11 protein-coding genes are annotated in these 13,219 nt (G+C 58.4%); 4 read left to right on the top strand and 7 right to left on the bottom strand.

Going from position 1 to position 13,219, the window contains the following annotated elements:
- The first annotated feature begins 419 nt into the window (after positions 1 to 419).
- The 4 genes from rpoE to B195_RS17380 all read left to right on the top strand — a co-directional run bounded on the left by rpoE (position 420) and on the right by B195_RS17380 (position 4,207).
- On the top strand, positions 420 to 1,001 hold the full coding sequence (rpoE, locus tag B195_RS17395; protein ID WP_003172477.1) for an RNA polymerase sigma factor RpoE: 582 nt from the start codon (positions 420 to 422) through the stop codon (positions 999 to 1,001).
- A 31-nt stretch (positions 1,002 to 1,032) separates the two neighbouring features.
- A complete protein-coding gene (locus B195_RS17390; protein ID WP_003440613.1) occupies positions 1,033 to 1,623 on the top strand; it encodes a sigma-E factor negative regulatory protein in 591 nt (196 codons plus the stop codon).
- Between the two features lie 8 nt (positions 1,624 to 1,631).
- Entirely contained in the window at positions 1,632 to 2,600 is a 969-nt protein-coding gene (locus B195_RS17385; RefSeq protein WP_003440616.1) for a MucB/RseB C-terminal domain-containing protein, read from the top strand.
- A gap of 185 nt (positions 2,601 to 2,785) precedes the next feature.
- Positions 2,786 to 4,207 (top strand): DegQ family serine endoprotease, encoded by a 1,422-nt coding sequence (locus B195_RS17380; protein ID WP_003440619.1) that lies wholly within the window; start codon positions 2,786 to 2,788, stop codon positions 4,205 to 4,207.
- A 91-nt stretch (positions 4,208 to 4,298) separates the two neighbouring features.
- On the opposite strand, the gene B195_RS17375 is transcribed toward B195_RS17380, so the two are convergent.
- The 7 genes from B195_RS17375 to B195_RS17345 form a co-directional block, all read right to left on the bottom strand.
- Complete coding sequence (locus B195_RS17375; protein ID WP_003440621.1) at positions 4,299 to 4,787, bottom strand: RDD family protein; 489 nt, start codon at positions 4,785 to 4,787, stop codon at positions 4,299 to 4,301.
- A 96-nt stretch (positions 4,788 to 4,883) separates the two neighbouring features.
- Complete coding sequence (locus B195_RS17370; protein ID WP_003440624.1) at positions 4,884 to 5,096, bottom strand: cold-shock protein; 213 nt, start codon at positions 5,094 to 5,096, stop codon at positions 4,884 to 4,886.
- A 385-nt stretch (positions 5,097 to 5,481) separates the two neighbouring features.
- A complete protein-coding gene (gene gcvT, locus B195_RS17365) occupies positions 5,482 to 6,606 on the bottom strand; it encodes a glycine cleavage system aminomethyltransferase GcvT (protein WP_003440627.1) in 1,125 nt (374 codons plus the stop codon).
- A gap of 17 nt (positions 6,607 to 6,623) precedes the next feature.
- The gene (locus B195_RS17360) at positions 6,624 to 8,000 is read right to left on the bottom strand and encodes an L-serine ammonia-lyase (protein WP_003440631.1); all 1,377 of its coding nucleotides are present in this window, start codon (positions 7,998 to 8,000) and stop codon (positions 6,624 to 6,626) included.
- 102 nt (positions 8,001 to 8,102) lie between these two features.
- Complete coding sequence (gene gcvP, locus B195_RS17355; RefSeq protein ID WP_003440635.1) at positions 8,103 to 10,961, bottom strand: aminomethyl-transferring glycine dehydrogenase; 2,859 nt, start codon at positions 10,959 to 10,961, stop codon at positions 8,103 to 8,105.
- A 10-nt stretch (positions 10,962 to 10,971) separates the two neighbouring features.
- Positions 10,972 to 11,355, bottom strand: coding sequence for a glycine cleavage system protein GcvH (gcvH, locus tag B195_RS17350; RefSeq protein ID WP_003440638.1), 384 nt, complete (start codon positions 11,353 to 11,355; stop codon positions 10,972 to 10,974).
- 318 nt (positions 11,356 to 11,673) lie between these two features.
- A complete protein-coding gene (locus tag B195_RS17345; protein WP_003440647.1) occupies positions 11,674 to 13,182 on the bottom strand; it encodes a sigma-54-dependent transcriptional regulator in 1,509 nt (502 codons plus the stop codon).
- Between the last annotated feature and the right edge of the window lie 37 nt (positions 13,183 to 13,219).

Here is a 13,219-nt window from a genome sequence, read left to right as displayed (position 1 = left end):
GTACCGCGGGCAGGGAGTGTGCCTCAGACTTGCGGGGGCTGCATGTCGATTTGCACAATTGATCGGCAAGCGCTCGGGGCTGCCCGGCATTGGCCTGTTGCCCGGTACCGTATGGCTTGATTTCGTATGGGATTTTGAACTTTTCCTGCGGGCCAGGGTTCCATAGAGGGTTGCCCTTCATGTGGGAGAACAGCGTCAAATGTGCAGCTGGGGTTATGGTCTGACTTCAGTTGCTGAATTTGGCGACAAGATTATCGACGCAGCCGGGCTGACCCGAGCTGCGTTTTCGTGCGTGCCAAATCAGAGTGCGCAGGAAACTTGCCAGGGGGGAGAGAACTTTTGCGTAAAAGCCGAGTCTATGTTTGCAAGCCTGATCAATTAGCAAAGCAATCTTCCTCCCGGTCTTATGAGGAGTGTTCATGCTAACCCAGGAAGAGGATCAGCAGCTGGTCGAGCGCGTACAGCGTGGCGACAAGCGAGCTTTCGATCTGCTCGTGTTGAAGTATCAACACAAAATTCTCGGGTTGATCGTGCGTTTTGTGCACGACACCCATGAAGCCCAGGACGTCGCTCAAGAAGCTTTTATCAAGGCTTATCGGGCACTCGGTAATTTTCGCGGTGACAGTGCCTTTTATACGTGGCTGTATCGTATTGCCATCAATACGGCGAAAAACTATCTGGTGTCTCGCGGTCGACGTCCCCCTGATAGTGATGTGAGTTCTGAAGACGCTGAATTTTATGATGGTGATCACGGTCTCAAGGATCTTGAGTCGCCGGAGCGCGCTTTGCTCCGTGACGAGATTGAGGGCACGGTTCACCGCACCATTCAGCAATTACCAGAAGATTTGCGTACGGCGTTAACTTTACGTGAGTTTGATGGTCTGAGTTACGAAGACATTGCGAGCGTCATGCAATGTCCGGTGGGTACCGTGCGCTCCCGGATTTTCCGCGCTCGGGAAGCCATCGATAAAGCCCTGCAGCCGTTGTTGCAGGAAAACTGAGACAGCGGCGATAGCCAAGAGAGGAACCGCCATGAGTCGTGAAGCCCTGCAGGAATCGCTGTCCGCGGTGATGGATAACGAAGCGGACGAACTGGAATTGCGTCGGGTGTTGAATGCCTTTGACGATACACAAACACGTGAGACCTGGTCCCGTTATCAGGTGGCGCGTGCTGTGATGCACAAAGACCTGTTGATTCCGCGTCTGGATATCGCATCTGCCGTTTCGGCCGCGTTGGCTGAAGAGCAGGCCCCTGCCAAAGTCGTACGTGGTCCGTGGCGCAGCATTGGCCGTCTGGCCGTCGCTGCTTCGGTCACCGTTGCCGTATTGGCGGGCGTAAGACTGTACAACCAGGATGACATCGTAGGTGCCCAGCTGGCCCAGCAAAACAGCCAGCAGAGCCTGAGCGCTCCGATGGTTAAAGGCCCGGCGGTACTGGCAAACTACAGCGAGAGCTCCGATCAGGCCACCGGTCCCATGGCTAACGGTGTTCTGCAAGGTCAGCCAGGATGGCAAGATCAGCGTTTGCCAGGTTATCTGCGCCAGCATGCCCAGCAAGCGGCGATGAAGGGGACTGAAAGCCCTCTGCCTTATGCTCGTGCTGCCAGCCTGGAAAATCGCTAAGGACCATCATGCGCGTCCTACCTCTGTTACCTCTTCTGCTGACGGGCCTGTTTGTTCTTCCGGCCCAGGCAGATGAAGCCCGGGACTGGCTCAAACGTCTTGGGCAAGCCGAGCAACAACAAAGCTACAAGGGCACTTTCGTCTACGAACGTAATGGTAGTTTTTCTACCCATGGCATCTGGCACCGAGTGCAGGACGGCTCCGTTCGTGAACGACTGATGCAGTTGGACGGTGCTGCGCAAGAGGTTGTTCGTGCAGATGGACATACCGAGTGCGTCACTGGCAAGTTTATCTCCGGTCTCGGGGATATTCCTGCAGCTACGGCGCGTCAGCTCGATACCAAGAGAATTGATGACTGGTATTCGGTTGCAAAAGTTGGCGACTCTCGGGTCGCTGGAAGACCGGTATCAGTAATTGCTTTCACCCCTCGCGATCAACATCGTTACGGGGTTGAACTGTATCTGGATAACGAAACCGGTTTAGCGCTGAAATCGTTGTTACTCAATGATAAAGGGCAGTTACTTGAGCGTTTCCAGTTCACCAGTATCGATACTACGCCCCCGGATGACAGTGAACTCAAGCCCACTGGTAAATGCCGTCCCGTTGTTGCGGCTGATGCTGAGCCACCTTTAGTCAAAACTTCGCATGTCTGGCATTCCGACTGGTTGCCGCCGGGTTTTGAACAGATCAGCAGTACAGTGCGCCTGGATCCCAAGACCAAGTCTGAAGTTACCAGCCTCTTGTATGACGATGGTTTGACGCGCTTCTCCGTGTTTCTTGAGCCACTGAAGGGTAACGCTGTACCCGATACGCGGTTGCAGCTGGGCCCGACCGTTGCGGTGTCAAGGCATCTCACCACCCCGCAGGGGAACATGATGGCCACTGTTGTGGGTGAAATTCCGATGGGTACCGCAGAGCGCATCGCACTCTCGATGCGTGCCGGTCAGAGCGATCCTGCGCCCCAGGGCAAGCCATAGCGGTGCTCGAACATGATGGGTGAGCATTCAGTTTTACCGTACCTTTTATCTTTTCGTACAGGTCAGGGCCCGCAAGGCTCTGGCCTTGTTTGTTTTCCGGGGCCAAAAAAAAGGGTCTATGCTGGCTTTAGTTTTTTGGTGCCTGTCGCTTAACTCTGCTTGCTATTAACGGGAGCTGTAAATCAATGCCTCGATTGAAATCTTACTTACCCATTTTTGCAGCCGTGCTGATGCTCGGGCAGGCAGTGCCGGCTCTTGCTGAAGCGCAGTTACCTGATTTCACGCAGCTGGTCGAGCAAGCCTCTCCGGCTGTGGTGAATATCAGCACCACACAAAAGCTGCCGGAGCGCAAAGTATCGAGCATGGGCCAAATGCCTGACCTCGAAGGTTTGCCGCCCGGCCTGCGCGACTTCTTCGAACGCAGCCTGCCCCCAGGCAGTGGTGGCCAGGGTGGCCGTCAGCGTGAGGCCCAGTCCCTGGGCTCGGGTTTCATCATTTCGCCGGATGGCTACATTCTGACCAACAACCATGTGGTGGCGGATGCTGATGAAATCGTTGTGCGCCTGTCTGACCGCAGCGAAATGAAAGCCAAGCTGGTCGGAACTGATCCCCGTTCCGACGTCGCATTGCTGAAAATCGAGGGCAAAAACCTGCCTGTTTTGAAACTGGGTAAATCCCAGGACCTCAAGGCCGGTCAGTGGGTGGTTGCCATCGGTTCGCCGTTCGGGTTTGACCACACTGTAACCCAGGGCATCATCAGCGCTATCGGTCGCAGCCTGCCCAATGAAAGCTACGTGCCGTTCATCCAGACTGACGTGCCGATCAACCCGGGTAACTCGGGTGGCCCGTTGTTCAACCTGACGGGCGAAGTGGTGGGCATCAACTCGCAGATCTATACCCGTTCCGGCGGCTTCATGGGCGTGTCCTTCGCCATTCCTATCGATGTGGCGATGGATGTTGCCAATCAGCTCAAGGCAGGCGGCAAGGTAAGCCGTGGCTGGTTGGGTGTGGTGATTCAAGAGGTCAACAAAGACCTGGCCGAGTCGTTTGGCCTGGATAAACCGGCCGGTGCGCTGGTGGCTCAGGTGCTCGATGATGGTCCTGCTGCCAAAGGCGGCCTGCAAGTGGGTGACGTGATCCTGAGCATGAATGGTCAGCCGATCGTGATGTCCGCAGACCTGCCGCACCTGGTTGGCGCGCTCAAGGCCGGCAGCAAGGCGACCCTTGAAGTGGTTCGTGACGGCAAGCGCAAAACCCTGGATCTGACGGTGGGTGCTATTCCCGATGAAGGGAAAGAAATGGCTCCTGCAGCAGGTGCAGAACTCAGCAGCAATCGTCTGGGCGTGTCCGTGGCGGATCTGACCGAAGAGCAGCAGAAAGCCAATGACATCAAAGGTGGCGTGATCATCAAAGACGTACAGGACGGCCCGGCTGCCCTGATCGGCCTGCAACCTGGCGACGTGATTACTCATCTGAACAATCAGGCAATTACCAATGCCAAGCAGTTCACTGATATTGCCAAGGCATTGCCGAAGAACCGTTCGGTATCGATGCGGGTTCTGCGTCAGGGTCGTGCCAGCTTCATTACCTTCAAGCTGGCTGAATAACCTGATGTGAATTGCAGGAGCGAGCATGTTGCTCCTGCAGTTCTGAAGTCACTGCTAATAAAAAACCCGTATCGCGAGATACGGGTTTTTTTTATTTCTTTGGCTTGGGAATGCGTACCAGCTGACTGCTGGAGTACATGTCGTGCCAGGTACGTTTGTGCTTGTCGAATAGCGACCAGATAAACCCCAGCCCCAGGCACAGCCAGGAGCCGATAGAGACGATAAATCGCAGCAGGGCCTGCCACAGGCTGATCGCGCTGCCATCGGCATTCTGTACGCGTATGCCCCAGACCTGCATGCCCAGGGTCTGCCCTGAGTGGGTCCAGAACTTGGCAAAGAAACCGAACAGGACAAAAAACAAAATGGTGGAAAGCAGCGGGTCGCCATCCAGAGCGCCCGACTCGGACAACGCCCGCATTTTGGCTTCGCCGATAAAGCTCATCATGATCAGTTTGTAGATGAACGTAGTGACGATCAGCAGGGCCGTGCACAGCAAAAAGTCATAGAACATAGCTGCCAGGCGGCGCCCCAGGCCAACGGCGGGAAAGTCGCCTTGCGGGCTAAGCGGTTGTTTCGACATGGCAGGGTCTCGTGAAGGAAAAGCGCCATCTTACGGAATTACGCCAACAAAAAAGCCTCTGATGTCACCATCAGAGGCTTTTCAACGCGAGAAAGCTTAGCCTTCTGCTTGCACTTCATCAGCCTGCAGGCCTTTTTGGCCCTGAACTGCGATGAAGGTCACTTTCTGGCCTTCTTTCAGGCTTTTGAAGCCATTACCCTGAATGGCACGGAAGTGCACAAACAGGTCCGGACCGCTTTCCGGGGTAATGAAACCAAAACCTTTCTCGTCGTTAAACCACTTAACGGTACCGCTCTGACGTTGGGACATTTCTTAATTCCTTGACGCTAACAATTAATGACAGCCTCTTAGTTGTGTAAGAGGACTGGTGCTGGGTTGCAGGAAAGTAAGAGACGCAGAACGGGTTGTAGCAAACATAGAGCTACTGCCCAGGTCACGATTCCAGCGACCCATGCAAACACAGTGAGCAAACTTTACGAAACCGGAAATGAAAAAACAAGCCCCTTTGGCAGGCCGCGCCAAGCCCGTTTTTTCAGGTTGTTAATGCAGTTTTACAAGGCTGTTGATCATGCGGATGTTCGATTGCGCTCATGTTGAAACATGTGTTTTCGCTATCGAAAGTTTGCACCATTTGGTGGCGGTTGCATGACACCCATGGAGCGTGAACATGCAACTGCACTAATTAAGCTTTAGCTCACCCGCGATAATAACGTTGTGGAACAAATGGCAACTTCGAAACTTTCAGCGGTACAGGTTTGCCGCGCACGATTGCCCACACCTCTGAGTCCAGCGCGGTAAAGGCTGTATCCAGATAACCCATGGCCAGAGGCGCACCCAAAGTCGGCCCAAAACCGCCGCTGCATACATTGCCGATGACAGTGCCTTCAGCGTCAACGATTTCAGCGCCTTCACGTACGGGTGTGCGCTCCTGGGGCAGCAGGCCCACACGCTTGCGCGCTACGCCGTTTTGCTGCTGGGCAAAAATGATGTCTGCACCCGGAAAACCGCCGGCCCGGGAACCCTCGGCGCGCCGATTTTTCGAGATCGCCCAGAGCAGGCTGGCTTCAACCGGCGTGGTGCTGTCGTTCATGTCATGCCCGTACAGGCACAGGCCGGCCTCCAGTCGCAGCGAATCACGGGCGCCAAGGCCGATGGCTTGCACTTGCGGATCGGCCAGCAGGTGGCGCGCCAGTGCCTCTGCGTGTTGAGCGGGGACCGAAATCTCAAAACCGTCTTCCCCGGTGTAGCCCGAACGACTGACGTAGCATTCAGTTCCCAGCAGGGTGACCGGGGCAAATTGCATAAAGGTCATGCTTGCCACTTCGGGAGCCAGACCTTGCAGCACGGTAACCGCTGCCGGACCTTGCAGGGCGAGCAGGGCGCGTTCTTCAAACAGCGGCTGGATGTCGCAGTGCTTGCCCAGGTGTTTGCGCAGATGCGCCAGGTCCTGGTCCTTGCAGGCGGCGTTGACCACGAGAAACAGCTGGTCATTGCCCAGATTGGCGACCATCAGGTCATCCAGGATGCCACCTTGTTCATTGGTAAACATGGCATAGCGCTGCATGCCAACCGGCAGGTCAATGATGTCTACCGGGACCAGGGTTTCCAGGGCCCTGGCCGCATCAGCGCCGCTCAGCAGAATTTGCCCCATGTGCGACACATCGAACAACCCGGCATGTTCACGGGTATGTTGATGTTCTTTCATTACACCCAACGGGTATTGCACCGGCATGTCATAACCGGCGAACGGCACCATACGGGCCCCGAGTTCAAGGTGCAGTGCGTGCAGCGGGGTTTTAAGCAGTTGTTCGGTGGACATTGGTCACTCCTTGAAAATCAGCACTCAATAATGTTGACGGCCAGACCGCCGCGGGCAGTCTCTTTGTATTTGCTTTTCATGTCGGCGCCGGTCTGGCGCATGGTGCGGATTACCTTGTCCAGTGAGACAAAATGCTGGCCGTCGCCGCGCAGGGCCATCCGCACGGCATTGATGGCCTTGACCGAACCCATGGCATTGCGCTCGATGCAGGGCACCTGTACCAGTCCGCCAATGGGGTCGCAGGTCAGGCCAAGGTTGTGCTCCATGCCGATTTCGGCGGCGTTTTCGACTTGCTGAACGCTGCCGCCCAGCACTTCACACAACGCGCCTGCGGCCATGGAACAGGCCACGCCCACTTCGCCCTGGCAGCCCACTTCGGCGCCCGAGATCGAGGCATTTTCCTTGTACAAAATGCCGATGGCGGCGGCAGTCAGCATGAAGCGCACCACGCCGTCCTCATTGGCCCCACCAATAAAACGCATGTAGTAATGCAGAACCGCCGGAATAATCCCCGCCGCACCATTGGTGGGCGCTGTGACCACCCGGCCGCCGTTGGCGTTTTCTTCATTGACGGCCAGGGCGTACAGATTCACCCAGTCCAGCACTGACAGCGCATCGCGCAGCGCGGCCTCGGGGTTGGCGCACAACTGACGGTGCAGCGCTGCCGCCCGTCGCTTGACCTTCAGGCCGCCCGGCAAAATACCTTCGTTACGACAGCCCGCACTCACGCAGTCCTGCATCACTTGCCAGATATTCAGCAAGCCGCTGCGGGTTTGTGCTTCAGGGCGCCAGGCGCTTTCATTGGCCATCATCACCTGGCTGATCGACAGATCGTGGGTGACGCAATGGCGCAGCAAGTCTTTGGCAGTCTTGAACGGGTATTTCAAGGGGGTGCTGTCTTCGACGATGCGATCAGCGCCTGCCGCGCCTTCATCCACCACAAAGCCGCCGCCCACCGAGTAATACTCGCGGCTGCGGATCTGAATCCCGGCGCCATCCAGCGCCCGGAAAATCATGCCATTGGGGTGATAGGGCAGGGGTTTTCGAATCATCGCCAGATGCGACTTTTCGTTGAAATCGATGGGGTGTTCGCCCAGCAGGTTCAAACGCCCGCTACTGCGAATGGTGGCCAGACGTTCGGCTACGGTTTCGGTGTTTACGGTATCCGGATGCTCGCCTTCAAGCCCCAGCAGCACGGCCTTGTCGCTGCCGTGGCCTTTACCGGTGGCGCCGAGGGAGCCATAGAGTTCAACTTTCACGCAGGCTGTGTCTTGCAGCAGTTCATCACGGCGCAGACCTTCGGCAAAACGCGCGGCTGCGCGCATGGGGCCGACGGTATGGGAGCTGGAGGGGCCGATGCCAATCTTGAACAGGTCGAACACGCTTAACGACATGGGGTTCTCCGGTTTCTTATAGGTTTATTGGCAAAAAACATCATCCACTGCAGGCGCGAGCTTCTCGTTGCATAACAGCTCGCTCCTGCAGGGATGGGTGGGTTACGCCTCCTGGTAGCTTTCGATGGACGGGCACGCACACACCAGGTTGCGGTCACCGAATACGTTGTCGACCCGGCCAACCGGCGGCCAGTATTTGCCTTCGATCAAGGACGCCACCGGATACACCGCCTGTTCGCGGCTGTACGGGTGGGTCCATTCACCGACCATTTCAGCGGCGGTGTGCGGGGCGTTTTTCAGCGGGTTGTCTTCCTTGTCCAGGCTGCCGTTTTCGACCGCGCGAATTTCTTCGCGGATGCGGATCATGGCTTCGCAGAAGCGGTCCAGTTCTTCTTTGGATTCACTCTCGGTCGGCTCGATCATCAGCGTGCCGGCCACCGGGAACGACATGGTCGGCGCATGGAAGCCGAAGTCGATCAGGCGCTTGGCCACGTCGTCGACGCTGATGCCGCTGCTGTCCTTGAGCGGGCGCAGGTCAAGAATGCATTCGTGTGCCACCAGACCGTTGCTGCCCGAGTACAGCACCGGGTAATGCTCTTCGAGACGGCGGGCGATGTAGTTGGCATTGAGGATCGCCAGCTGCGAAGCACGCTTGAGGCCTTCGCCCCCCATCATGCGGATATACATCCAGGTAATCGGCAAAATGCTCGCGCTGCCAAACGGTGCCGCGCACACCGCGCCTTCCTTGCGTTCCATGGTGCCGTGACCCGGCAGGAATGGCGTGAGGTGCGATTTGACGCCGATCGGGCCGACACCCGGGCCGCCGCCGCCATGGGGGATGCAGAAGGTTTTGTGCAGGTTGAGGTGGGACACGTCGCCGCCGAACTTGCCCGGTGCGCACAGGCCGACCATGGCGTTCATGTTGGCGCCGTCGATGTACACCTGGCCGCCGTTGTCATGAATGATGCCGCAGATTTCGCGGATGCCTTCCTCGAATACACCGTGGGTCGAGGGGTAGGTGATCATCAGGGCCGCCAGGTGCTCGCGGTGCTCGATGGCTTTGGCGCGCAGGTCTTCGATGTCTACGTTGCCCCGTGCATCGCATGCCGTCACCACCACGCGCATCCCGGCCATGTTGGCGGTTGCCGGGTTGGTGCCGTGGGCCGAGGACGGGATCAGGCAGATATCGCGACGTTCTTCACCACGGCTCTGGTGATAGGCACGAATGGCCAGCAGGCCGGCGTATTCACCCTGGGAGCCGGCGTTCGGTTGCAGCGAGATGGCGTCGTAACCGGTGGCAGCGCACAGCATGGCCTCCAGTTCGGTGGTCAATTGCTGGTAGCCCAGGCTTTGCCCGGCGGGTGCAAAGGGGTGCAGGTTGCCGAACTCGGCCCAGGTCACCGGAATCATTTCGCTGGCGGCATTGAGCTTCATGGTGCACGAGCCCAGCGGGATCATGGTGCGATCCAGGGCCAGGTCCTTGTCCGCCAGACGACGCAGATAGCGCATCAGTTCGGTTTCAGAATGGTAGCGATTGAATACCGGGTGGCTGAGAATCGGCGACTGGCGCAGCAGTGCCGCCGGCAGGGTGCCGGTCACTGTCGCGGCCAGTGCGTCGAAGTCAGGCAGGGTCTGACCGTCCGCTGCCAGCAACGCCCACAGCGCAGTAACATCGGACTGGCCGCTGGTTTCGTCCAGCGACAGGCCCAGACGCTGGCCATCGATCAGGCGCAGGTTGATGCGTTGGGCGTGGGCCTTGGCATGCAGGGCGTCGGTGTGGCTGCCGGTGTTCAGGGTCAGGGTGTCGAAGAAGGCGGTTTGCTCGACCTTCAGTCCCAGATCGCTCAGGCCTTTGGCCAGGATCGCCGTCAGTTGGTGAACGCGCCGGGCGATTTGGCTCAGGCCCTTGGGCCCGTGGTACACGGCGTACATGCTGGCGATGTTGGCCAGCAGGACCTGGGCGGTGCAGATGTTGCTGGTGGCCTTCTCGCGGCGGATATGTTGCTCGCGGGTTTGCATGGCCAGGCGCAATGCCGGTTTGCCGTGACGGTCAACCGAAACACCGACCAGACGCCCCGGCATGTCGCGCTTGAAGACATCGCGGGTGGCGAAGTAGGCCGCATGGGGGCCGCCGAAGCCCAGAGGTACGCCAAAACGCTGGGCGCTGCCGATGGCCACGTCGGCGCCAAACTCGCCTGGCGGTGTCAACAGGGTCAGGGCCAGCAGATCAGCCGCTACGGCCACCAGTGCATTGGCGGCATGAAAACGTTCAACCAGGTCGCGGTAATCAAACACGTCGCCGTTGCTTGCCGGGTATTGCAGCAGGGCACCGAAGAAGGCCGACACGTCAGTCAGATCGCGCTCATCAGCCACGACCACCTCAATGCCCAGTGGTTCGGCACGGGTGCGCAGCACGTCGAGGGTTTGCGGGTGGCAGTGGCTGGAAGCAAAAAAGCTGCGGCTGGTTTTGTTCTTGCTCAGGCGCTTGCAGAACGTCATTGCCTCGGCGGCGGCGGTGGCCTCATCGAGCAACGATGCGTTGGAAATCGGCAGACCGCTGAGATCGCTGATCAGGGTTTGATAGTTGAGCAGGGCTTCGAGGCGGCCCTGGGAGATTTCTGGCTGGTACGGGGTGTAGGCGGTGTACCAGGCCGGATTTTCCAGCAGGTTGCGCAGGATCGGCGAAGGGGTGTGGCAGTTGTAATAGCCCTGGCCGATATAGGTCTTGCACAGCAGGTTCTTGGCGGCGATGGCTTTGATCGAGGCCAGCGCGTCGGCTTCGCTTTGCCCGGCCGGCATGTTGAGAACGCTGGTGCCCTTGATGCTTTCCGGGATCACGCTGGCGCTCAGGCCTTCAAGGGAATCAAAACCGAGGGTGGCGAGCATGGCTTGCTCATCGGCCTGACGCGGGCCTATGTGGCGTGCGATAAATTCATTGGCGGTGCTGAGATTGATGGTCATGACAGGCTCCTCAGTTGTCGTCTTGAGCTTTGATCAAGCGGTCGTAGGCATCTTGATCCAGCAATTGCTCGACGGCATTCGCATCAGCAGGCTTGAAACGGAAGAACCAGCCTTGACCCAGAGGGTCTTCGTTAACCAGTTCCGGGCTGTCTTCGAGCGCCGGGTTTACTTCCAGCACTTCACCGTCCAGGGGCATGTAGACGCCGCTGGCGGCCTTGACCGACTCAACGGTGGCGGCTTCGGTGCCTTTGTCGTAGGACTGCAATTCAGGCAGTTGGACAAACACCACATCACCCAGAGCGTTTTGCGCAAACGCGGTAATTCCCACAGTCACGCTGCCATCAGCTTCGGCGCGCAGCCATTCGTGGTCTTCAGTAAAACGCAATTCGCTCATGGAAACTCCTCAGGGCCAGACATGTCTGGTGGTCACGGGTAATTGCTCGCTCGGAACGAGCTTATGGGAGAGTTCATTGCAAAATGGTTGCCAGTTTATAAATATCGTTATTTATCAGTGGCTTGAGTGATTCAGCGGCGCAGATTGAAAACTGTGCTGTAGCGAAATCGATACAGTGCTGGGGCAGAAAAAAAATCCATGAGGATCATGGCCTTGCACAGCAGTGGAATAGACAGGGTGTATCGAAATCGATCCGGTGGAATGATTTCGATACGACAGGTGGGGGCTTGGTGATAGCCGGCTGGCTGGCGCTACAGGTCAGGCCTTGCCGGGGATACCATACTTGCGCAGGCGATGGGCAATGGCGGTGTGGCTGGTTTGCAGGCGGCTGGCCAACTGACGGGTCGAGGGATAGCTGACGTACAACTTTTCCAGCAATGCTTTCTCGAAGGTTTCGACTGCGTGCTCCAGGGTTTCCACCTCGCCGTCACTTTGCCGTGCAACCGAGGTACCGGCGATGTCCAGGTCGCCAATGTCGACCAGGGTGCTTTCGCAGATCGCAGCTGCACGAAAGATCACGTTCTGCAATTGGCGCACGTTACCGGGCCAGCGATTGCCCAGCAGCGCCGGATAGGTGCCGGGTGCCAGGCGGCAAACGGGGCGCTGGATCTGGGTGCAGGCCTGCTGCATGAAAGTGCGTGCCAGCAACAATATGTCCTGGCCGCGTTCGCGCAGTGGCGGCACTTCAATGTTGAGTACGTTCAGGCGATAGAACAGGTCTTCGCGAAAGGTGCCCTCGTTGACCATCTTTTCGAGGTTGCGGTGGGTGGCGCTGAGGATCCGTACATTGACCTTGACCTCGCGCTCGCCGCCTACCCGGCGGAAGCTGCCGTCATTCAGAAAGCGCAGCAGCTTGGCTTGCAGGTAAGGCGACATCTCAGCGATTTCGTCGAGGAACACCGTGCCATTGTTGGCCAGTTCCATCAGCCCCGGTTTGCCTCCGCGCTGGGCGCCGGTGAAGGCGCCGGGGGCATAGCCGAAGAGTTCGCTTTCGGCCAGGTTTTCGGGGAGCGCCGCACAGTTCAAGGCCAGAAAGGGGGCGCCAAAACGGTCGCTGATGGCATGGCAGGCACGGGCCACCAGTTCCTTGCCGGTACCGGTCTCGCCCTGGATCAGTAACGGCGCATCCAGGGCCGCTACACGCTGGGCCCGGGCCTTGAGGGTGCGGATGGCGGGTGACTCACCGAGCAGGGCGTCAAAGCCTTCTGCGTGATCGTGGTGCAGCGCGGCCAGGCGCTCACCGATGCGGCTTGGCTGGTACAGGGTCAGCAGGGCGCCGGCATCGGTAATCGGGGTGGCGTCGAGCATCAGCGGGTGGCCGTTGAGCGTCACTTCGCGCAGGGGCAGGCGGAAGCCGTGCTCCAGCAGTACATCGAGCAGGCCGGGGTCACTGAACAGCTCGCCGATACTTTCACCGGTGGGTTCATGGCCGTACAGGGCAATCAGCGCCGGGTTCGCCAGCAGTACGTGGCCATCGCTGTCCAGCGCCAGTACCGGGTCGGTCATGGCCGCGAGCAGCGCATCAAGTTGCAGATGGCGGCGTTGTCCGGGAAGGATGTCGACCACCGTCACGGCCTGCACCCCGTTGACGCTGAACAGTGCCTCGCGCAACTCGTCGAGCACTTGCGGGCTCAGGGTCGGAGCGTCGATATAAACGTTGGGCGGGACCATTTCCACCGCATCCAGGTTGAGGTTCCGCCCGCCGAGCAACGCCAGAACTTCCTGGGTGATGCCGACGCGGTCGATAAAACTGACGTGGATACGCATGGGAACAAAGAACACTTCTGGCCAGCGGAGGCCGCCA

The sequence above is a fragment of the Pseudomonas sp. Lz4W genome (assembly GCF_000346225.2).
Taxonomy (GTDB): domain Bacteria; phylum Pseudomonadota; class Gammaproteobacteria; order Pseudomonadales; family Pseudomonadaceae; genus Aquipseudomonas; species Aquipseudomonas paraversuta.
Note: the sequence above shows the minus strand (reverse complement) of the source record. Positions and strands in the feature narration are given on the sequence as shown.